Annotated in this window: 22 protein-coding genes; 10 read left to right on the forward strand and 12 right to left on the reverse strand. The window is 69.2% G+C overall.

Translation table 11 applies throughout. The annotated features are described in order from the left end of the window. The coding region (locus tag EK403_RS06065) for a hydantoinase B/oxoprolinase family protein (protein ID WP_245479538.1) at positions 1-2,825 on the forward strand (2,825 nt) is incomplete at its 5' end. A gap of 6 nt (positions 2,826-2,831) precedes the next feature. Next, positions 2,832-3,695, forward strand: coding sequence for a 3-methyl-2-oxobutanoate hydroxymethyltransferase (panB, locus tag EK403_RS06070; RefSeq protein ID WP_128776606.1), 864 nt, complete (start codon positions 2,832-2,834; stop codon positions 3,693-3,695). A 9-nt stretch (positions 3,696-3,704) separates the two neighbouring features. Here panB and EK403_RS06075 read toward each other — a convergent pair whose 3' ends face one another. Both EK403_RS06075 and EK403_RS06080 read right to left on the reverse strand, forming a co-directional pair. After that, positions 3,705-4,070 carry a type II toxin-antitoxin system RelE/ParE family toxin gene (locus EK403_RS06075; RefSeq protein ID WP_128776607.1) on the reverse strand — a complete coding sequence of 122 codons (366 nt, stop codon included), beginning with the start codon at positions 4,068-4,070 and terminating at the stop codon, positions 3,705-3,707. Next, the gene (locus tag EK403_RS06080; protein ID WP_128776608.1) at positions 4,067-4,321 is read right to left on the reverse strand and encodes a type II toxin-antitoxin system ParD family antitoxin; all 255 of its coding nucleotides are present in this window, start codon (positions 4,319-4,321) and stop codon (positions 4,067-4,069) included. Before EK403_RS06080 ends, EK403_RS06075 begins: the two co-directional genes overlap by 4 nt. Positions 4,322-4,493: 172 nt before the next feature. Between EK403_RS06080 and EK403_RS06085 the strand changes: the two genes are divergently transcribed. Beyond that, complete coding sequence (locus EK403_RS06085; RefSeq protein ID WP_128776609.1) at positions 4,494-5,096, forward strand: cysteine hydrolase family protein; 603 nt, start codon at positions 4,494-4,496, stop codon at positions 5,094-5,096. Positions 5,097-5,256: 160 nt separating this feature from the next. Here the strand turns inward: EK403_RS06085 and EK403_RS06090 are convergent, their stop codons facing one another. Next, positions 5,257-5,712 (reverse strand): GatB/YqeY domain-containing protein, encoded by a 456-nt coding sequence (locus EK403_RS06090; protein WP_128776610.1) that lies wholly within the window; start codon positions 5,710-5,712, stop codon positions 5,257-5,259. 119 nt (positions 5,713-5,831) lie between these two features. On the opposite strand from EK403_RS06090, the gene carA reads away from it, so the two are divergent. The 3 genes from carA to EK403_RS06105 are packed head-to-tail and all read left to right on the forward strand — an operon-like array spanning position 5,832 to position 8,832. Beyond that, complete coding sequence (carA, locus tag EK403_RS06095; RefSeq protein ID WP_128776611.1) at positions 5,832-7,079, forward strand: glutamine-hydrolyzing carbamoyl-phosphate synthase small subunit; 1,248 nt, start codon at positions 5,832-5,834, stop codon at positions 7,077-7,079. Then, positions 7,076-7,636 (forward strand): GNAT family N-acetyltransferase, encoded by a 561-nt coding sequence (locus tag EK403_RS06100; RefSeq protein ID WP_128776612.1) that lies wholly within the window; start codon positions 7,076-7,078, stop codon positions 7,634-7,636. Before carA ends, EK403_RS06100 begins: the two co-directional genes overlap by 4 nt. Further along, positions 7,633-8,832 carry an MFS transporter gene (locus EK403_RS06105; RefSeq protein WP_128776613.1) on the forward strand — a complete coding sequence of 400 codons (1,200 nt, stop codon included), beginning with the start codon at positions 7,633-7,635 and terminating at the stop codon, positions 8,830-8,832. Before EK403_RS06100 ends, EK403_RS06105 begins: the two co-directional genes overlap by 4 nt. On the opposite strand, the gene EK403_RS06110 is transcribed toward EK403_RS06105, so the two are convergent. After that, the gene (locus tag EK403_RS06110) at positions 8,819-9,340 is read right to left on the reverse strand and encodes a cupin (RefSeq protein ID WP_128776614.1); all 522 of its coding nucleotides are present in this window, start codon (positions 9,338-9,340) and stop codon (positions 8,819-8,821) included. The genes EK403_RS06105 and EK403_RS06110 overlap by 14 nt on opposite strands. 293 nt (positions 9,341-9,633) lie before the next feature. Between EK403_RS06110 and EK403_RS06115 the strand changes: the two genes are divergently transcribed. Together EK403_RS06115 and EK403_RS06120 are read left to right on the forward strand one after the other, a co-directional pair. After that, positions 9,634-9,837, forward strand: coding sequence for a cold-shock protein (locus tag EK403_RS06115; protein WP_020177716.1), 204 nt, complete (start codon positions 9,634-9,636; stop codon positions 9,835-9,837). Positions 9,838-10,020: 183 nt separating this feature from the next. Then, on the forward strand, positions 10,021-10,455 hold the full coding sequence (locus EK403_RS06120) for a hypothetical protein (RefSeq protein WP_128776615.1): 435 nt from the start codon (positions 10,021-10,023) through the stop codon (positions 10,453-10,455). Here EK403_RS06120 and EK403_RS06125 read toward each other — a convergent pair. Then, positions 10,376-11,164, reverse strand: coding sequence for an SDR family NAD(P)-dependent oxidoreductase (locus EK403_RS06125; RefSeq protein WP_128776616.1), 789 nt, complete (start codon positions 11,162-11,164; stop codon positions 10,376-10,378). The genes EK403_RS06120 and EK403_RS06125 overlap by 80 nt on opposite strands. Before the next feature lie 162 nt (positions 11,165-11,326). On the opposite strand from EK403_RS06125, the gene carB reads away from it, so the two are divergent. Together carB and greA are read left to right on the forward strand one after the other, a co-directional pair. Beyond that, positions 11,327-14,650, forward strand: a complete 3,324-nt coding sequence (gene carB, locus EK403_RS06130; RefSeq protein WP_128776617.1) for a carbamoyl-phosphate synthase large subunit — start codon at positions 11,327-11,329, stop codon at positions 14,648-14,650. A gap of 121 nt (positions 14,651-14,771) precedes the next feature. Continuing rightward, a complete protein-coding gene (gene greA / locus EK403_RS06135) occupies positions 14,772-15,245 on the forward strand; it encodes a transcription elongation factor GreA (RefSeq protein WP_128776618.1) in 474 nt (157 codons plus the stop codon). Between the two features lie 72 nt (positions 15,246-15,317). Here the strand turns inward: greA and EK403_RS06140 are convergent, their stop codons facing one another. The 7 genes from EK403_RS06140 to EK403_RS06170 all read right to left on the reverse strand — a co-directional run bounded on the left by EK403_RS06140 (position 15,318) and on the right by EK403_RS06170 (position 20,893). Next, a complete protein-coding gene (locus tag EK403_RS06140; protein ID WP_128776619.1) occupies positions 15,318-15,500 on the reverse strand; it encodes a hypothetical protein in 183 nt (60 codons plus the stop codon). A 77-nt stretch (positions 15,501-15,577) separates the two neighbouring features. Beyond that, the gene (locus EK403_RS06145) at positions 15,578-16,255 is read right to left on the reverse strand and encodes a cation efflux transmembrane domain-containing protein (protein ID WP_128776620.1); all 678 of its coding nucleotides are present in this window, start codon (positions 16,253-16,255) and stop codon (positions 15,578-15,580) included. A 75-nt stretch (positions 16,256-16,330) separates the two neighbouring features. Further along, positions 16,331-17,221: a LysR family transcriptional regulator gene (locus tag EK403_RS06150; protein ID WP_128776621.1), complete on the reverse strand. Its 891-nt coding sequence runs from the start codon at positions 17,219-17,221 to the stop codon at positions 16,331-16,333. A gap of 29 nt (positions 17,222-17,250) precedes the next feature. After that, complete coding sequence (trxB, locus tag EK403_RS06155; RefSeq protein WP_128776622.1) at positions 17,251-18,219, reverse strand: thioredoxin-disulfide reductase; 969 nt, start codon at positions 18,217-18,219, stop codon at positions 17,251-17,253. Continuing rightward, the gene (locus tag EK403_RS06160; RefSeq protein ID WP_128776623.1) at positions 18,216-19,226 is read right to left on the reverse strand and encodes an ELM1/GtrOC1 family putative glycosyltransferase; all 1,011 of its coding nucleotides are present in this window, start codon (positions 19,224-19,226) and stop codon (positions 18,216-18,218) included. Before EK403_RS06160 ends, trxB begins: the two co-directional genes overlap by 4 nt. Positions 19,227-19,313: 87 nt before the next feature. Further along, the gene (locus tag EK403_RS06165) at positions 19,314-19,550 is read right to left on the reverse strand and encodes a hypothetical protein (protein ID WP_128776624.1); all 237 of its coding nucleotides are present in this window, start codon (positions 19,548-19,550) and stop codon (positions 19,314-19,316) included. A 137-nt stretch (positions 19,551-19,687) separates the two neighbouring features. Continuing rightward, on the reverse strand, positions 19,688-20,893 hold the full coding sequence (locus tag EK403_RS06170; protein WP_128776625.1) for a lytic murein transglycosylase: 1,206 nt from the start codon (positions 20,891-20,893) through the stop codon (positions 19,688-19,690). Positions 20,894-20,921 lie beyond the last annotated feature (28 nt).

Consider the following 20,921-nt stretch of genomic DNA (forward strand, 5'->3'; position numbering starts at 1 on the left):
CGGGCGGCGTGGTGGCGATGGCCGCGACCGCCAAGGCCGCGGGCTTCGACCGCGTGATCGGCTTCGACATGGGCGGCACCTCGACCGACGTCGCGCATTTCGACGGCGCCTTCGAGCGCTCCTTCGAGACCGTGGTGGCGGGGGCGCGGCTGCGGGCGCCGATGATGCGGATCCACACCGTGGCGGCCGGCGGCGGCTCGATCCTCGCCTTCGATCAGGGCCGCTTCCGCGTCGGGCCAGATTCGGCCGGCGCGGCGCCGGGCCCCGCCTGCTACCGCAATGGCGGCCCGCTCACCGTGACCGACGCCAACGTCATGCTGGGCAAGCTCGCGCCCGACCTGTTCCCGAAGATCTTCGGCCCGAACCAGGATCAGCCGCTCGACGCCGGCGTGGTGCGGGACAAGTTCGAGGCGCTGGCGAGCGAGATCGGCGACGGGCGTTCGGCGGAAGAGGTCGCGGACGGCTTCATCGCCGTCGCCGTGGCCAACATGGCCGAGGCGATCAAAACGATCTCGGTCGCGCGCGGCTACGACGTCACGAAATACGCGCTGAACTGCTTCGGCGGCGCGGGCGGCCAGCACGCCTGTCTGGTGGCCGACGCGCTCGGGATCGACACCGTCCTTATCCACCCGCTGTCGGGCCTGCTCTCGGCCTATGGCATGGGCCTCGCGGACATACGCGCCGAGCGGACGGAGAGTTTAAGGTTAAGGCTTCATGAATCGGGTGAAGCGATTGCCAAGGCGACAAGATCCTTAGCTAGCGAAGCGTCGGACGAGCTCGTGCGGCAGGAGGTCTCCGACCCACTCGTCGAAGCTCGCCTCCACATCCGCTACGAGGGCGCCGACACCACCCTCGAGGTTCCGCTCGCCGGCGAAGCGGGCGAGACGCCGGACCTCGAAGAGGTGGCGGCGGACTTCGCGGAGCTGCACCGTGCGCGCTTCGGCTTCGTGGACGAGGCCCGCGGGTTGATCGTCGAGGCCGTCGAGGTCGAATGCTCGGGCGGCGGCTCGCCGCTCGACGAACCCGAGCGGGAAAAAAGCAAGAGGCCCCTGCCCGCGCCCGAGCGCAGGGCCGAGATTTTCTCCGGCGGCCGGAGCCACGACGCGGCCGTGTTCCGCCGCGAGGCGCTCGGCGTCGGCCATGCGGTGGAAGGCCCGGCGCTGATCGTCGAGCCGAACCAGACGGTCGTGGTGGAGGACGGCTGGCGCGCCAAGCTCAGCCCGCGCGACCATCTCGTGCTGTCCCGCGCCAGGCCGCGCGAGAGCCGGCGCGCGGTCGGGGCGGACGCCGATCCCGTCATGCTCGAGATCTTCAACAACCTCTTCATGTCGATCGCCGAGCAGATGGGGCTCGTTCTGCAGAACACCGCCTCCTCGGTCAACATCAAGGAGCGGCTCGACTTCTCCTGCGCGGTGTTCGCGCCCGACGGCGCGCTGGTGGCGAACGCCCCGCATATGCCGGTCCATCTCGGCTCGATGGACCGCTCGGTCGAATCCGTGCTGCGCCGCGCCGGAGACCGGTTGAAGCCCGGTTCGGTCTATGTTCTGAACGCCCCCTATGACGGCGGCACCCATCTGCCGGACGTGACCGTCGTGACTCCGGTGTTCGACGAGGCGGGCGAGAGGCTGCTGTTCCTCGTCGCGAGCCGCGGCCACCACGCCGACATCGGCGGCGTCGCGCCGGGCTCGATGTCGCCGCTCGCCTCGACCATCGAGGAGGAGGGCGTGACCATCGACGTCATGCCGCTGGTCGAGGACGGACGGTTTCTCGAAAAGGAGATCAGGCAGGTCCTGACTTCGGCCAGATATCCCGCCCGCAGCCCTGATCAGAACATCGCCGACCTGAAGGCCCAGGTCGCAGCCAACGCCAAGGGCGTGGCGGAGCTCAGGAAGATGATCGCGAGTTTCGGGCTCGAGATCGTGCAGGCCTATATGGGCCACGTCCAGGACAACGCGGCCGAGAGCGTCGCGCGGGTCATCGAGACCCTCGACGACGCCGAGTTCGCCTATGAGATGGACCAGGGAGCGGTCATCAAGGTCCGGGTCACGGTCGACAGGACGGCACGGACCGCCAGGGTCGACTTCACCGGGACGAGCGGGCAGCAGTCGACGAACTTCAACGCGCCCGAACCCGTCACCCGCGCGGCCGTGCTCTACGCCTTCCGCGTCATGGTCGACGACGACATCCCGATGAACGCCGGGTGCCTCCGGCCGATCGAGATCGTGACTCCCGAGGGCTCGATGTTGAACCCGCGCCCGCCGGCCGCGGTGGTGGCCGGCAATGTTGAGACCAGCCAGGCGGTCGTGGACTGCCTGTTCGGCGCCATGAAGGTGATGGCGGCGGCACAAGGGACCATGAACAACCTGACGTTCGGCGACGACCGGCGGCAATATTACGAGACGATTTGCTCCGGCGCGCCGGCGGGTCCCGGCTTCGACGGCGCCGACGCCGTCCATGTCCATATGACGAATTCCCGCCTGACCGACCCGGAGATCCTCGAACAGCGCTATCCTGTCGTCTTGGAAGAATTTTCCATCCGAAAGGGCTCAGGCGGCCGCGGAAAATGGTCGGCGGGCGACGGCGTCCGCCGCGTCATCCGCTTCCTGGAGCCGATGGATTGCGCCGTGCTGTCCGGCCATCGCCGGGTCCCGCCATTCGGCATGGAAGGCGGCGAAGACGGCGAGACCGGGCGCAATTTCGTGCGGCGGACGAAAGGCGGGCTGGAAGAACTCGACGGCTGCGCCCAAATCTCGGTCGACGCCGGCGACGCGATCGTCATAGAAACGCCGACCGGGGGCGGCTGGGGACGCGCCGAGGAGCCTTAAACACCGATGAGCGCACGGCAACCGACCCCGATCGAGGGCGGCGCGGCCCGAAAGCCCGTGACCGTCTCGGCGATCCGCAACGCCAAGGGCGGCGACCCGCTGGTCTGCCTCACGGCCTACACGACCCCGGTCGCGCAGGCGCTCGACGAGGCCTGCGACCTGCTGCTCGTCGGCGATTCGCTGGGGATGGTGGTCTACGGGATGGAGTCGACCATTCCCGTCACGCTCGACATGATGATCGCGCACGGCGCGGCGGTGGTCCGCGGGGCGAAGCACGCGCTCGTGGTCGTCGACCTGCCCTTCGGCGCCTATCAGGAGAGCCCGGCGCAGGCCTTCCGCTCGGCCGCCCGCATCCTGGCCGAGACCGGCTGCGGCGCGGTCAAGCTCGAGGGCGGCGCGGTGATGGCCGACACCATCAACTTCCTCACCCAGCGCGGCGTCCCGGTGCTGTCGCATATCGGCCTGCAGCCGCAATCCGTGAACGCGCTCGGCGGCTATGCGGCGCGCGGCAAGCAGGCGGCGGAAGCCGAGCAGATCGTGGCGGACGCGCGGGCCGTGGCCGACGCCGGGGCCTTCGCGGTGGTGGTCGAGGGCGTCGTCGCCCCGCTCGCCGCCCGCATCACCTCGACGGTCCGCGTGCCGACCATCGGCATCGGGGCCTCGGCGGAATGCGACGGCCAGATCCTCGTCACCGACGACATGATGGGGGTGACGTTCGGCCGGGTGCCGAAATTCGTGCGCCGCTACGCCGATGTAGGCGCGGAAATGAAGGCGGCGGCGCAGGCCTATGCGACCGACGTCCGCGCCCGGCGTTTTCCAGCCGAAGAGCATCTTTACGGCGCGTCGAAGCCGAAGATCGCGGCGGGGTGAGGCGCGCAGTCAATCAAGCGAGAGGCTGCGAAGCCCTTCGATGAGATGGATTTCCGGGTCCATCGCCTGATGCAGGACGCGGATGACATAGACCTCGTCAACCCTCCTGCGCTCGGTGGGCGCCAAATAGAAGGCGACATGTGAAGCGCCCCGGAGGCGCGTTGCCGCGATACCGACGTGCAGGCTTCGCGCTCCGGGATAAAGGGACGATCGGTCGATGGAAGATGGCCGAAACGGATCATCCGCCACGAGGGTAAGCGCACGATCGATCAGGGCGGCGTAGACGTCGACTTGGGCCGGTCCAAAAACTCGAAAGGTCTCCCGTAGGATCGCTCCGACATCGGCGTCCGCGACCTGAGAGAGGACGAGCTTCACTTCGAGCTACGGCCCAGAACCTCGTCGGCTATGTCTTGAATTGAACGTGTCGAGAAACGGCCCGCCTCGATATCCGCGATTCCCACGTCGATCGCGGCCTTCAGCGCCTCGAACTTCCTGTCGTAATCGTCCCGCATAAGCCGCACCGCGTCGGTCACGACGTCGCTCGCGGAGCCATATTCGCCGCTTTCGACGCGACGCTCGATGAATTCCGCGAGCGTTCCGGTGAGGCTGACAGTCAGCGCCGCCATAGTTTGCTCCGTTGCTTCCCGAACCATGTGGCGACGCCCCCGCACTTGTCAAAACCCCCTGCGCGGGCGTTCCCGTCCCTCGCCTGCCCTGAAAGTCGGACGGGAAGCCCGGTTCACGCCGCCGCCGCTTTGCGCGAAGGTCCGGCCCGACCAGACCAGGAGACCGCCGCCCATGTCGGACGCGCCCAAGACCTTGCTCGAGCTCGCCGGCGCAAGCCCCGCGCCGGCCTCCCTGAAGGACGCCGTGCTGATCGTGATCGACGCCCAGAACGAATATGTCTCGGGCCCGATCGCGCTGCCGGGCGTCGGCCATGCGCTCGGCGCGATCGCGGACCTGCTGGCGGACGCGCGGGCGGCCGGAACCCCGATCGTCCATCTCGCCCATCGTGCGCCGGCGGGCGTCTTCGTGGAGGGAACCGAGGGCGCCGAGATCGCCCCGCAGGCCGCGCCCAAGGAGGGCGAGCCGGTGTTCAAGAAAGAGCTGCCGAACGGCTTCACCAATCCGGAGCTGAAGCCGGCGCTCGAGAAGCTGGGCCGCAAGAACCTGATCCTGACCGGCTTCATGACGCATATGTGCGTCGACTCGACCGCCCGCGCCGCCGTCGACCTCGGCTATGGCGTCACAATCGTCGAGAACGCGACGGCGAGCCGACCGCTCCCCGGCGCCGTTGGGAAGCCGGCGCGCTCTGCCCAGGAGGTGCATGACGGCGCGCTCGCGGGCCTCGCGGACCTGTTCGCCGTGGTGGTGAAGGACGCGCGCGGGCTGGGGAGGTAGGCCGCGAGAGGACACGGGAAACGCCGCCGCCATGTCCCGGCCTTGAGCCGGGACCCATTTTCCTCGGCGGCTCGCCGACGAATTCCGCCGGCCGGGCGCGAGCTTGCGAAACGGGAGCCCAATGGGTCCCGGCTCAAGGCCGGGACCTCGGCGGAGCGCCCTACCCCCCCGTCAGCTTCGCCTTGATCGCGCCGTTCGCCGCCGCGAAGTCCATCACGCCGGTGTGCTTGGCCTTCAGCGCGCCCATCACCTTGCCCATGTCCTTCATCGAGGCCGCCCCCGTCTCGGCGATCGCCGCGTCGATCGCGGCCGCGACCTCGGCGTCGGAGAGCTGCTTCGGCAGGAAGCTCTGGATGACGGCGATCTCGGCCTTCTCCTTCTCGGCGAGTTCGGGCCGAGCGTTCTGCTCGTAGATCGTCGCCGACTCCTGGCGCTGCTTGATCATCTTGGCGAGCAGCTGCTTCAGTTCGTCGTCGGTCGCGGTGCCCGTGCCCCCGACCCTCGATTCGATGTCGCGGTCCTTGATCGCCGCGCCGATCATCCGGAGCGTGCCGGTGCGCTCGGCGTCGCGGGCCTTCATGGCCTCCTTCAGGGCGGCGTTGATCTCCTCGCGCATGGCTGCTGGTCCTTGAAATTCTCAAGCGGCGGCGTTGGTTGACGGGGCCGGGGCCGGCGCCTAGGTTCCGCCCGAAGTCGCCGACCGCCTATGCGGGGTCGGAGCCCGGGTCAAGGTTCATGACGATTGAGACGAACGCCGCCTCGCGCGGATGGGAAGAGACGCGCCCGACCGCCCGCCTGCTGCTCGCCGACGGCACCCTCATCGAGGGCGAGGGCCTCGGCGCGGAGGGCGTCGCGGCCGGCGAACTCTGCTTCAACACAGCGATGACGGGCTATCAGGAGATCCTGACCGACCCATCCTATGCGGGGCAGATCATCACCTTCACATTCCCGCATATCGGCAATGTCGGCGTGAACGACGACGATGTCGAGACCGTCAACATCGCGGCCTCGTCCGGCGTGCGCGGCGCGGTGTTCGCGGCCGACGTCACCGCCCCGTCGAACTGGCGCGCGACGCGCGACCTCGACGCCTGGCTCAAGGCCCGCGGCATCGTGGCGATCGCGGGCGTCGACACCCGCGCGGTGACCGCGGTGGTGCGCGAGAAGGGCATGCAGAACGCCGTCATCGGCTACGCGCCGGACGGCGAGTTCGACGACGCGGCGCTGAAGGCCGAGCTCGAGAAGTTCCCGGGCCTCGAAGGCCAGGACCTCGTGCCGCTGGTCGGCAGCACCCAGCGCTACGACTGGGACGAGGGCGCGTGGGGCTGGCCCGGCGAGGTCGCTCCCGGCGTCTACGGGAGCCGGCCGGAGGGGCCGCAGAAACGCGTCGTCGCGATCGACTACGGCCTGAAGCGCAACATTCTGAGGCTGCTGACCTCCGCGGGCTGCGAGGTCACCGTGCTGCCTGCGACCGCCACCGCGGAAGACGTTCTGGCGCTGAACCCCGACGGCGTATTTCTCTCGAACGGCCCCGGCGACCCGGCCGCGACCGGCGTCTACGCCGTGCCGATGATCCAGGGCGTGCTGGAGAAGAAGGTGCCGACCTTCGGCATCTGCCTCGGCCACCAGATGCTCGCGCTCGCGGTCGGCGCCAAGACCGCCAAGATGCGGCAGGGCCATCACGGGGCGAACCATCCGGTCAAGGACCTGCTCACCGGCAAGGTCGAGATCGTCTCGATGAACCACGGCTTCGCGGTCGACCGGGATTCGCTGCCCGGGAGCGCGCGCGAGACCCATGTCTCGCTGTTCGACGGCTCGAATTGCGGCCTCGAACTGACCGACCGGCCCGCCTTCTCGGTGCAGCACCACCCCGAGGCCTCCCCCGGCCCCCAGGACAGCCACTATCTGTTCAGGCGGTTCGTGGAGATGATGGACGGGGCCGTCGCCTCGAAGGGCGGCGGAAGCACCGTCGTCGGCGGCGGATGAAGCTCGAAGGCCGCTCCCGGATCGTTATCCGCGACGCGGCCGACGCCGACATCCCCGCAATCGTTCGAATCTACGCCCATCACGTCCTGAGCGGCCTCGCCTCCTTCGAGGAGGTCGCGCCGGGCGAGGCCGAGATGGCGGCGCGCAAGGCCGCGATCCTCGCCATCGGCGCGCCCTATCTCGTCGCCGAGCTCGACGGGCGGGTCGCGGGATACGCCTATGCGGGCCCGTACCGGGCGCGGCCGGCCTATCGCCACACGATCGAGGACTCGATCTACGTCTCGCCCGATGCGCTTGGCCGCGGCGTCGGGCGGGCGCTGCTCGCCGAGCTCATCGCGCGCTGCGAGGCCGGGCCCTGGCGGCAGATGATCGCCGTGATCGGCGATTCGGCGAACGCCGGCTCGATCGCGCTCCATGCGAGCCTCGGCTTCACCGCGGTCGGGACGTTCCGCTCGGTCGGCTTCAAGTTCGGCCGCTGGGTCGATTCGGTGCTGATGCAGCGCGCGCTCGGAGACGGCGACGGGACGCTCCCGGGCGCGCGAGACGCTGAGCCGTGATCGCACGCAGGACGGTCGTCGCCATCGGCTTTGGCCAGCTCATCTCCTGGGGCGTCGCCTACTACCTGGTCGGGGTGTTCGGCGTCCGAATCGCGGCGGACCTCGGCTGGAGCCTGACCGCCGTGCAGGGCGGCTTCACGGCGGGGCTGCTCGCCATGGCGCTGGTCTCGCCGCTCGCCGGCCGGCTGATCGAGGAGCGCGGCGGGCGGTTGGTGATGACCGCGGGTTCTCTCATCGGGGCGGCGGGCTGCGCGGCGCTCGCCCTCGCCCACTCGGCCTTCGCCTATTATGGCGCCTGGGTCGTGCTCGGCGTCGCGATGCGCCTCACGCTCTACGACGCGGCCTTCGCGGCGCTCGCGCGGATCGGCGGCGCGGAAGCGAGGCGCGCCATGGCGCAGATCACCCTGCTCGGCGGACTCGCCTCCACGGTGTTCTGGCCGCTCGGGGACGCTCTTGCCGACGCCTTCGGCTGGCGCGGCGCGGTGACGGCCTATGCCGGCTTCTCGCTGCTCGCCGCGCTGCTTCACCTGTCGATTCCGAACGGCCGGCGCGCCGCAGCCCGGAGCCCCGCGGCCGCGGTCGAAGCGGCTGCCGTCCCGAGCGGTCTCGGCCCTCGCGACACGCGGCTCGCGGCGGTGCTCTACGCGCTCTCCATCGCCTTCGTCAGCGCGCTGAACTCGGCGATGTCAGCCCATATGATCGGGCTGCTGGCGGGGCTCGGCCTCGGCCTCCAGGCGGCGGTCTGGACCGCGTCGCTGCGGGGCTTCGGGCAGACGGCGGCCCGCGGCTGCGAGGTGCTGTTCGGAAGCCGGGTCAGGGCGGTCGACCTCAACCTCGCGGCCGCCGCCTTGTTGCCGGTCTGCTTCCTGATCGCGCTCTGGAGCGGCGTAGAGCTCGCCGCCGCGGTCGCGTTCGTGCTGATGTTCGGGGCGGGCAACGGGCTTTCCACCATCACCCGCGGGACCCTGCCGCTCGCCTTCTTCGACCCCGCGGCATACGGGTCGCTGGTCGGCCGGCTGATCGCGCCGAGCTTCCTGCTGTCGGCCGCGGCCCCGGTCGTCTACGCCTCCGTGCAGGAGCGCCTCGGAGCGTCGGCTGCGGTGTGGCTCTCAGCCGCGCTTGGCCTCGCCACGCTCGCTTCGGCGGTCGGGCTGAAGCTGCTCGCGCGGCGCGCGGCGCCGTTCAGCCGCCCTTGACCCACCGCTGCTTCAGCCCCCCGGCCTCACCGAAGACGGGATCGGTGGGCGGGACCGGCACGGCGGCGATTCGCTCGACCGCGGCGTCGTGCTCGCCGGCCTCGTCGGAGCGGATCAGGTCGTAGGGCTGCAGCGGCGGATAGGCGCCGACGATCAGGAAGTCGTCGCTGGCGTCGATCCGCTTGTGGCCGGTGCCGGCCGGCAGCACGGCGACGTCGCCGGACTGGAGCCGCACGGTCTCGCCCTGCTCGCCGCCGAACTGCACCTCCGCCCAGCCGCGCGCCACGCCGAGCGCCTCGTGGCAGGTCGAATGGTAGTGGTGGAACGGATAGACGCCGTCGCGCCACAACCCGACCCAGCCATTCGCGGCGAACATCGCCTCGATGCGCGAGGCGTCGTCCCCGCGGATTGCCCCCTTGTGCAGCAGGAGGGCGAAATCCGGGTGGTTCGGGGTCGCGCCGTCGTCGTCGAACGCGAGTTCGACGGTTTCGATTTGATCTTCAGCCACTTCAGCTCCGCCAGCGTCGCCCGGACCGCGTCCGGCGCTTTGCGGTAACGACGTCCTGCCGGGCTGGTTCCCGCATGGCTTGCGAAGGTCGGCTTGACGGAATGGGGGACCTGTGCGGCATAGTGGCGCCGCAATCAGAATTTGGACGCCCTGTCTGGCCTTCGCATTTGGCGGTTTCCCCGCCGACGCTTCCGCCTCTGACGACACGCACCAAAGTTCGGATTGTGCCCGGCCGGTCGTCGTGTGGTCGATCGGCCAAATGCGCACACGCGCTCGTCTCAAGGAAAGCAGGAATGGCTAGCGGCACCGTGAAGTTCTTCAACACCCAGAAGGGATACGGTTTCATCCAGCCGGTCGACGGCTCGAAGGACGTGTTCGTTCACATCTCCGACGTCGAGCGTTCGGGCCTCCACACCCTCGTCGAGGGCCAGAAGGTCGCGTTCGAGGTGGTGATGGACCGCGGCAAGACCAAGGCCGCGAACCTCCGCGCCGAGTGATCGCGCGGCCCGGTTCCGGTTCGCACTAAGAACGGGGCGTCCTGAAAAGGGCGCCCCGTTCGCGTTCGGGGCCGGGGCAATGCGCCCGAAGGTCCCAGGCGCGACGGGCCGCCTTCTGCACGCCATCGTGATCGGTTAGGACGCCAGCGAACGACATTGTTTTGGCCACGGGGACAGCTTCGAATGCCGATACGCTATCGTAAGATCTCAGGCGCCGACCTCGCCAAGGGCATCGAGGCGGCGAACGTCACGACGGGGCAGTTCGCCGCGCTCTTCGGCGTCCAGCCGAAGCGCATCGAGAGGTGGCTCAAGGACGAGGTCGAGATTCCGCACAGCGTCGCGCTGTTCGTCGGCCTGATCGCCGACCCGCTGGTTCTGGAGAAGGCCCTCGTCATCACCCAGTACATGGTCGATAAGAGCGAGCCTGCGCCTGCCGCCCGCGAGAAGCGTCAGAAGGGCGAGAAGGCCGAAAAGGGCGCCAAGCGCGCGAGGGCTGAGAAACGCGAAGGGAACGGCGAGGCCGGCCGCGCCCGCCGTCTCAAGGCTCGACGCTCTGAAGCGCCCCGGCGACCCGTCGCAGAAGCCCCCGCGACAGGAAGCGCGTCCCAAACGCGCTGAATTTCGGCAGCGCGCCCGGGATCACGATCGCCTTGCGGGCCTGGAAGCCTTCGAAGCCGGCCTTCGCGACGTCGACGGCCGAGACCACGCCGATCTTGAACAGCCGCGCGCCCTGAAGGTCCGCGACGTCGGCGAACTCGGTCGGAACCGGCCCGGGGCAGAGCGTGGTCACGGTCACGCCCTTGCGGCGGCTCTCCTCGAACAGCGCCTCGGAGAACGACAGGAGATAGGCCTTGGTGGCGTAGTAGACCGCCATGTCGGGGCCTGCCTGGAAGGCCGCGAGCGAGGCGACGTTGAGGACGCCGCCCCGGCCCCGCGCGAGCATGCCGGGCAGGAAAAGGCCGGCGAGCGCGGTCGGGGCCGCGACGTTGACCTGGACCATCTCGAGCTGCCGGTCGAAGGGCAGCGTCGCGAAACGGCCGCGCAGGCCGAAGCCGGCGTTGTTGACCAGCACGTCGACCACCAGCCCGCGCCGCCCGGCCTCGATCGCGAGGTCCTTGGCGCCGTCCGGCTTCGAGAGGTCGGCCGCGATCGCCTCGGCTCGAATCCCGTGCTTTTCCGCAAGCTCCGACGCGAGCGCCTTCAGCCGGTCCTCCCGCCGTGCGGCGAGCGCCAGATGGTCGCCATTCGCCGCGAACAGCCTGGCGAGTTCGACGCCGATCCCGGAGGACGCGCCTGTGATCAGCACGGTGCGACCGGACGTGGTCATTTGGGGTTTTCTCCGGGATGACGGGCGCTGCGGGCCGGCGATGCTTCCCTGCCCGCCGCCGACTGTGTAAGGAACGCGCTCAGCCACGCAATCGCCCTCCCCTCGCCTCGCGCCCTGACGCGGGGAGCGCGCCGCCGACGCGCGCACATCGACAGGTCCCACATGCCCAAACGCACCGACATCGCGACGATCCTCATCATCGGCGCGGGGCCGATCGTCATCGGGCAGGCCTGCGAGTTCGACTATTCCGGCACCCAGGCCGTCAAGGCGCTGAAGGAGGAAGGCTACCGCATCGTCCTCGTCAACTCGAACCCAGCGACCATCATGACCGACCCGGACATGGCGGACGCGACCTATGTCGAGCCGATCACGCCCGAGATCGTCGAGAAGATCATCGCCAAGGAGCGCGACGTCATCCCCGGCGGCTTCGCGCTGCTGCCGACCATGGGCGGGCAGACCGCGCTCAACTGCGCGCTGTCGCTGCGCAAGATGGGCGCGCTCGAGCGCCACGGCGTCGAGATGATCGGCGCCACGGCTGAGGCGATCGACAAGGCCGAAGACAGAGAGCTGTTCCGCGAGGCGATGCACAAGATCGGGCTCGAGACGCCGCGCTCGATGCTCGCCCACAACCTTTCTGAGGCTCTGGTCGCGCTCGACGCCATCGGCCTGCCGGCGATCATCCGCCCGAGCTTCACCATGGGCGGCACCGGCGGCGGCATCGCCTACAACCGCGAGGAGTTCCTGGAGATCGTCGAGCGCGGCGTCGACGCCTCGCCGACCGACGAGGTGCTGATCGAGGAGAGCGTGCTCGGCTGGAAGGAGTACGAGATGGAGGTGGTCCGCGACAAGGCGGACAACTGCATCATCGTCTGCTCGATCGAGAACGTTGACCCGATGGGTATCCACACTGGCGACTCGATCACGGTCGCGCCGGCGCTGACGCTGACCGACAAGGAATATCAGCGCATGCGCGACGCATCGATCGCGACGCTGCGGGAAATCGGCGTCGAGACCGGCGGCTCCAACGTCCAGTTCGCGATCGACCCGAAGACCGGGCGGATGATCGTGATCGAGATGAACCCGCGCGTCTCGCGCTCCTCGGCGCTCGCCTCGAAGGCGACGGGCTTCCCGATCGCCCGCGTCGCCGCCAAGCTCGCGGTCGGCTACACGCTCGACGAGATCGACAACGACATCACGGGCGGCGCGACCCCGGCCTCCTTCGAGCCGACGATCGACTACGTCGTCACCAAGATCCCGCGCTTCGCCTTCGAGAAGTTTCCCGGCGCGGAACCCACGCTCACGACCTCGATGAAGTCGGTCGGAGAGGCGATGGCGATCGGGCGCACCTTCGCCGAGAGCCTGCAGAAGGCTTTGCGGTCCCTGGAGACGGGCCTGACGGGGATCGACGAGGTCGAGATCCCCGGCCTCGGCCAGGGCGACGACAAGAACGCCATCCGGGCCGCTCTCGCGAAGCCGACGCCCGACCGCCTGCTCAAGGTCGCGCAGGCGCTCCGCCTTGGGTTCACGATCGGGGAGATCCACGAGGCCTGCGCCTTCGATCCGTGGTTCATCGCCCAGATCGAGGGACTGGTCGCGACCGAGGAGAAGGTTAGGCGCTTCGGCCTGCCGTCGTCCGAGAACGCGTTCCGCAAGCTCAAGGCGCAAGGGTTTTCCGACGCGCGGCTCGGCACGCTCGCCGGACTGAGCGCCGACCAGGTCGCGGCGCGCCGCCGTTCGCTCGGCGTCCGGCCCGTCTACAAACGCATCGACACCTGCGCGGCCGAATTCGCCTCGCCGACCGCCTATATGTATTCGACCTACGCGCCGCCCTTCGCCGGCGAGCCGAAGGACGAGGCTCAGCCCTCCGACAAGCTGAAGGTCATCATCCTAGGCGGCGGGCCGAACCGCATCGGCCAGGGCATCGAGTTCGACTATTGCTGCTGCCACGCCTGCTTCGCGCTCTCGGAGGCCGGCTACGAGACCATCATGGTCAACTGCAACCCCGAGACCGTCTCGACCGACTACGACACCTCCGACCGGCTCTATTTCGAGCCGTTGACCGCCGAGGACGTGCTGGAGGTGATCGAGACCGAGCGCTCCCGCGGGACCCTGCACGGCGTGATCGTGCAGTTCGGCGGGCAGACCCCGCTGAAGCTCGCCAACGCTCTGGAAAAGGCCGGCGTGCCGATCCTCGGGACGACGCCTGACGCAATCGACCACGCCGAGGACCGCGACCGCTTCAAGCGGCTGCTCGACAGGCTCGGCCTCGTGCAGCCGATGAACGGCATCGCCTATTCGGTCGAGCAGTCGCGCCTCGTCGCAGGCGAGCTCGGCTTCCCGCTCGTGGTGCGGCCTTCCTATGTGTTGGGCGGCCGGGCGATGGCGATCCTGCACGACGAGAAGATGCTCTCGGACTACCTGCTCGGCACGCTCCCGGACCTCGTGCCGGAAGACGTCAAGCAGCGCTACCCGAACGACAAGACCGGCCAGATCAACACTGTCCTGTCGAAGAACCCGCTGCTGTTCGACCGCTATCTGTCGGACGCGATCGAGGTCGACGTCGATGCGCTCTGCGACCGGGACGATGTGTTCGTCTGCGGCATCATGGAGCACATCGAGGAGGCCGGCATCCATTCGGGGGACTCGGCCTGCTCGCTGCCGCCGCATTCGCTCGACGCCGAGATGATCGCGGCGCTCGAGGAGCAGACCGCCAAGCTCGCGCTGGCCCTCAGGGTCGGCGGCCTGATGAACGTGCAGTATGCGATCAAGGACGGCGTGATCTATGTGCTCGAGGTCAATCCGCGGGCCTCGCGCACCGTGCCCTTCGTGGCGAAGGTCGTCGGAAAGCCCTTCGCCAAGATCGCGTCCCGCGTCATGGCGGGCGAGACGCTCGCCTCCTTCGGCCTCGAGGCTGAGCCGCTCGAGCATATCGCGGTCAAGGAGGCGGTGTTCCCGTTCGCGCGGTTCCCCGGCGTCGACACGGTGCTCGGGCCGGAGATGCGCTCGACCGGCGAGGTGATGGGCCTCGACACCGACTACGGCGTCGCGTTCGCCAAGAGCCAGCTCGGCGGCGGCACGCGCGTGCCGCGCGAGGGGGTGCTGTTCGTCTCGGTCAGAGAGGCGGACAAGGACCGCATCCTTGCGCCGGTGAAGATGCTGGCGGAGCTCGGGTTCAAGATCATCGCGACCTCGGGAACGCAGCGGCACCTCGCCGCCAACGGCGTCGAGGCGCAGAAGATAAACAAGGTGCTGGAAGGCCGCCCGCACGTCGTCGACGCGATCAAGAACGGCGGCGTCCAGCTCGTGTTCAACACCACCGAGGGCGCTCAGGCTCTTGCCGACAGCCGGTCGCTGCGCCGCGCCGCCCTCTTGCACAAAGTCCCGTACTATACGACGCTGTCAGGCGCGGTGGCGGCCGCTCAGGGGATCAAGGCCTATCTCGGCGGCGACCTCGAAGTGCGGTCGTTGCAGTCCTATTTCGGCTGAGCGCCCGCTCGCCGATTTTGTGGAACGTCGTACGAACCTCCGACGTTTCTGTTTTCATATGCGCGCCCGCTGTCGGCACACGGCGGGCGCGGCGTCGTTTTGTGTCGAGAGAGACTGAGAAATGGACAAGATCCCGATGACCGCCGCAGGCCATTCGGCGCTGGAGGCGGAGCTGAAACACCGCGCTTCCACCGAACGCCCGCGCATCATCGCGGCGATCTCCGAGGCGCGTTCGCATGGCGACCTGTCCGAGAACGCGGAATATCACGCCGCCAAGGAGCAGCAGAGCCTGAACGAGGGCCGCATCGCCGAGCTCGAGAGCATGATCGCGCGCGCCGAGGTCATCGACCTGTCGAAGCTGCAGGGCGACACCATCACGTTCGGGGCGACCGTCACAGTGGTCGACGAGGACACCGACGAGGAGAAGGTCTACCAGATCGTCGGCGAGGCCGAATCCGACGTGAAGCAGGGCCGGGTCTCGATCGGCTCGCCGATCGCCCGCGCGCTGGTCGGCAAGAAGGTCGGCGATACCGTCGAGGTCGCGACGCCCGGCGGCGGCAAGAGCTACGAGGTTCTGAGCGTCCGCTTCGCTTGAGGATTTCAGGTCGAGAAACGCGAAAGGGCCGGCTCACCAGCCGGCCCTTTGTTCGTTCAGCTTCCCTCTCGCTCAGCCCGGAGCGAAGAAGACAGACCAGATCACCCACATGGCGACCGCCGCGCCGACGGTGCTGACGATCAACACGACCGGCATGTTGCGGGGCTTGTCGGTCCCCTGCTTGGCCTCGACCTCGTTCTTCTTCTCGGTCATCTCGCCCGGCGGCGGGTTGTGGGTCTGAGCGTTCGCGGTCATATGCGTCTCCTTGCGCGCCCGCTCTCGGGCGCTCTCGGGACAACAACGATCTAGGGCGCGAAGCGATCCATCGCGCGTCAGTGAGCGTGGCCGCTGTGCTCCGCGTGGCCCGGTCCGTGATCGTGACCGTCGGACGCGGTCGGCGCACCGCGCTGTTCGGCGAAGGACTGCCGAAGTATCTGAAACGCCGACGTCAGGAAGAGCCCAGCCATGATCGCGGCGACGATCAGGTCCGGCCAGGCCGACGCCGTCGCCCACACGGCGACCGCCGCGAGCATCACCGCGACATTGCCGATGGCGTCGTTGCGCGAGCAGAGCCAGACCGAGCGGACATTGGCGTCGCCGTCCTTGTAGCGCACCAGAATGAGGACGCTCGCGACATTGGCGGCGAGCGCGAGAACGCCCACCGCGCCCATCACCTCAGCGGTCGGCACGCCGAGCACCAGCGTGTTGTAGGCCGTCAGACCCAGCACCCAGAGCGCCATGACGAACAGGCTGAGGCCCTTGAGCATCGCGGCCCTCGCCCTGACGACCGGCGCCGCGCCGATGACCGCGAGGCTGATGCCGTAAGTCGTGGCGTCGGCCGCGAAATCGAGCGCGTCGGCCTTCAGCGCCTGCGAGCCGGCGAGCGCGCCCGCGGCCATCTCGACCGCGAACATCGCGCCGTTGATCGCGATCACGGCCCAGAGCCTGCGCCGGTAATCGGGCGACAGCCCGTCGAACTTCGCCTCGTGCCCGCAGCAGCCCGCGCTCATGGAGCCTCTCCGTGTGATCACGGCTTCAGGGCTACCGCGAAACCGCGACGTAACACTAGAACGGCGGCGACTTGCTCAGAACGACCAGCGCTGCGCCTTCTCCAGCAGGAAGTCGCGGAAGACGTTCACGCGGGCGACGTTCTTGAGCTCTTCCGGGTAGACGAAATAAGCCTCGAGGGTCGGCATGTCGGAGCCCTCGAGAACCCGCACGAGGTTGGAGCTCTCGTCCATCAGATAGTCCGGCACGACCGCGAGGCCGACGCCGGTCTCGGCCGCGCTCTTGATCGCCGCGACCGAATTGATGACGAGGCTCGCGAGCCGCGGCTGCTTCGGGTTGCGGGCCGCGGTCTTCAGCCAGTTGATCGACTGCAGGAAGAACGGGATCGGGCCGCCGAACTCGATGATGCGGTGCTGGTCGAGCTCGTCGACGTCCTTCGGACGACCGTGCCGCTCGAGGTAAAAGGGCGACGCATAGGCGTGATAGTGCACCGTGAACAGCCGGCGCTGGATGAGGTCGGGCTGGGTCGGCGCGCGCAGCCTTATCGCCACGTCCGCCTCGCGCATCGCAAGGTCGAGCTCCTCGTCGGTCAGGATCAGCTGGACCTGGATGTCCGGGTAGCGGTCCATGAACTCGACCAGCCGCGGCGCGAGCCAGGCGCCGCCGAAGCCGACCGTCGTGGTGAGCTTCAGCACGCCATGCGGCCGGTCGCGGCTGTCGGTCAGGATCGAGCGCGCCTGTTCGAGCTTGGCGAACACGTCCTGGGTGGTGCGGAACAGCAGCTCGCCCTGCTCGGTGAGCATCAGGCCGCGCGCATGACGGTGGAACAGCGGCGTCTTCAGGTCGTGCTCCAGCGCCGAGACCTGGCGGCTCACCGCCGACTGGCTGAGCGCGAGCGATTCGCCGGCCCTGGTGAAGCTGCCGGCGTCCGCGGCCGCGTGGAAGATGCGCAGCTTGTCCCAGTCCATTCCATCCCCCGCGCAGCCGTGGCCTGACGTCAGGCCGCGGTCCGCTCCGCCTCCTCGGCTGCCAGAAACCTCTCGGCATCGAGCGCGGCCATGCAGCCCATGCCGGCCGCCGTCACCGCCTGTCGATAGGTCTCGTCAGCGACGTCGCCGGCGGCGAACACGCCGGGAACGTTCGTGAAGGTGGTTCCCGGCGTGACCTTCAGGTAGCCCGACGGCTTCATGTCGAGCTGGCCCCGGAACAGCTCGGTCGCGGGCTGGTGGCCGATCGCGACGAACACGCCGTCGCACGGCCTGACGGTCGTCTGGCCGGTGCGCGTGTCGACCAGCTTGACGCCCGTGACCTTGGGCGGCGTGCCGCCGCCGAGGATCTCGCCCACGGTCGCGTTCCACACCACCTCGATCTTCGGGTTCTGGAACACGCGGTCCTGCAGGATGCGCTCCCCGCGAAAACTCTCGCGGCGGTGGACCAGCGTGACCTTCGAGGCGAAGTTCGTCAGGAACAGCGCCTCCTCGAGCGCGGTGTTGCCGCCGCCCACGACCATCACCTCCTTGTTGCGGAAGAAGAAGCCGTCGCAGGTCGCGCAGGCCGACACGCCGTAGCCCTTGAAAATCTCCTCGCTTTCGAGCCCGAGCCATCTCGCCTGCGCGCCGGTCGACACCACGACCGCGTCGGCCGTGATGCGGCCCGACGATTCGGTCTCGATCACGAAGGGCCGGCGCGAGAAGTCGACCTTCGAGACATGGTCATGGAGCGTGCGGGTCCCCATCCGCTCGGCCTGGGCCTGCATCTGCTCCATGAGCCAGGGGCCCTGCACCGCTTCCGCGAAGCCCGGATAGTTCTCGACGTCGGTCGTGATGGTGAGCTGGCCGCCCGGCTGCAGGCCTGAGATCACCACCGGCTCGAGCATGGCGCGCGCGGCGTAGAGCGCGGCCGTCCAGCCTGCGGGGCCGGAGCCGATGATGGCGAGGCGGACATGTCCGATCGGTTGCTCAGTCATCGCGAGGTCGGTCCGTTGGTCTTCTGCTTGCGCGCCGCGACGCGCCGCTCCGGCCGCGGGGCGAGCGCCGCACGGGTGGCGACGAGCGCGCTGATGGCACGCGCAATCTCCGGCGTCGAGTCGAGCGGCGCGTACGAATAATTCTCGAGCCGCCCCGCGAAAGGCCGGACCACGCCGCGAGCCGTCAGCCGGTCCAGGGCTGCGGCGGTCCGGCGTTTTACCCCGCCGGGACGGAACGCCAGGACGGGACTCCCCGTCGCGAGCGCTTCGTCGATCGACAGGAGATCGTCGCCGGGCGCGACCAGCGCCTGAGACTGCGCCAGAAGAGCGACGTAGGGATCGGGACCTTCGCGGTCCCATAAATAGTGAGCCGTCTCCGCGAGCGCCATGTCGAGCGCCCGCGGCGCGGCGCGCCGGGCGGCCGCGATGACGATCGCGCCGTCGTCGCGCAGGCGGCGGACGCCGGCCGCCAGCCGCGCGACGTCCTCGCGGGTCCAGGCGCGCCCCTTCCCGCCCTCGCCGAGAAGGACGCCGACGCGCGGCCCCTTCAGGCTGGACGGGACCAGGGGCTGGGCGGCGCGCGCCGCCGCGAGGCGGACCGCGCCGATGCGATGCGGCCGCGTCAGCGCAGCGACGACGTTCGATCCCCGATGCCGGGAGCCTTCCGTGACCGCCAGGACGTCCGCGAGGGCGGCGCCCCGGAGCGTGTCGCCGATGAAGGCGGCGACGGAGCGCCCGAACGACGCGCGCTTCACATGAGCGAGATAGGGAGCCGCCGCGCGGCCGGCGGCCACGACGAGGTCGGGCCACTCGCCGCGCGGCGCGATCGGTGAGTTCGGCGCCTCGGGCCGGTCGCGAAGCGGGACCGGGCCGAACGGCGCGACCCAGTTCCACGGCGCGCGCGGCGCGACGCGGCGGCGCTCGATGCGGTCCGCGACCGCCTCGGCGACCCCGAAGCAGCGCGCCTCGTCATCCGCGCTTCCATCCGTCAGAACCCATGCCCGCATGGCGCGAGCATCGGCCGCCACGGCCTGCCATGCAAGCCGGGAAGGGCTGCATTGACATCGTCACGGTCGACTTTTGGACAGGCTTCGTCAGGCGAAGGGGCGATCCGCCCCCGCGGACGGCCAGCGGATGGCGCGCAGCAGGGCGGAGAGACCTTCTTCGGCGGAAGGCTCGCTTGCGGCGCGGCTGGGCAGCACGCGGTGTTCGCCGAGCGCCACCCGGATCTGCCAGCGGTCGATCTCGCCGCGATCCACCATCGCGAACGTCAGCGCATGGAGAGTCTCGACCAGCGCGTCGAAGTCCCTGTCTGGCAGGACCGCAGCCATATGAGACACTCCCCGCCCACGCGACCCGACGGCGGCGGCGAGCGCATATTCCGGGCGTAAATCGCAGATTCTTCCAGAGCCGCGGGGCGAACCGGAGAGGCGCGATTAACGCGGGGTTGCGAGCGGTCCGACGTGTCTCACCCGCGCGTGGCCATCGCCTGGAGGAGCTCGACGTTCGGGTAGCCGTCGGCCGGGTGGCCGACCCTGAGCTGCGCTTTGCGGGTCGCCTTGCGGGTGTCGATCCCGAGCTTGCCGTCGACTTCGTCTTCGGGCAGCAGGCCCTCGCGCACGAAATGGCGCTGGAGCTCGCGGAGTTCGTCGGCGTTGAGCGGCCGCACCGGCGCGGAGCCGTCCGAGACCTGCGGCGCGCCCGCGATGCGGTTCGCGAGATAGGCGGCCGTCATGGCGTAGATGAAGGACTGGTTCCAGGTTTTGTAGACATCGAAGTTCTGGTAGGCGAGGAAAGCGGGACCCTTTCGTCCCATCGGCAGGAGAAGCGAAGCGGGCGCGTCCTCGGCGGGAAGGTCGCCGGTCCGCGCCTTCACGCCCCAGCGCCGCCAGTCCGCGACCGGATGCTTGACGTCGATGTCGGCCTCCTGCCACGGCAGGTCGGCCGGCAGCGCGACCTCCTGCAGCCAGGGCTCGCCGCGCCGCCAGCCGAGATCGGCGAGATATTTGGCCGCCGAAGCGAGGGCGTCGGGGACGCTCCCGATCAGGTCGCGACGGCCGTCGCCGTCGGCGTCGACGGCCGAGCGCACATAGTCGACCGGCATCATCTGGGTCTGTCCGAGCTCGCCCGCCCAGGCGCCGCGCATGTCGGCGGGCTGCAGGTCCCCGCGGTCGACCAGCCTCAGCGCCGCGATCAACTGCGGGCGGAAGAAATCCGGCCGCCGACAGTCATGGGACAGCGTCGCGAGCGCGTTCCTTGTATCGAACTTGCCGAGATTGGCGCCGAAATCGGTCTCGAGACCCCAGAACGCGACCAGCACCTCGCCGGGCACGCCGTAATCGCGCTCGATGCGGTCGAGCAGACCGCGCTGCTGCTTGAGCATCTGGACGCCTTTCGGCAGGCGCGGGGGCGCCACCATGCGGCCAGCGAACTGCAGGAAGGTCTGCTGGAACACCGACTGCGCCCGGTCGGCCGCCAGCACCTTGGGCTCGATCCTGACGCCGTCGAGACCGGCGGCGATCGCCTTGTCCGAAACGCCCGACGCCCGGGCCTCGGTCTTCACGCCCTCCAGCCATTCGCCGAAATCCCCGCCGCAAGCGCCCTGCGCGAACGCGGGCGCGGCCGCGCCCGCGAGCAGCGCCGCGACGAGGGCGCATCTGGCGAAAGTCATCATCGAGGAAAGTCCGGCGAAGGAGACGTCG

The organism is Hansschlegelia zhihuaiae (genome assembly GCF_004103825.1).
In the GTDB taxonomy this organism is placed as follows: Bacteria; Pseudomonadota; Alphaproteobacteria; order Rhizobiales; family Methylopilaceae; genus Methylopila; species Methylopila zhihuaiae.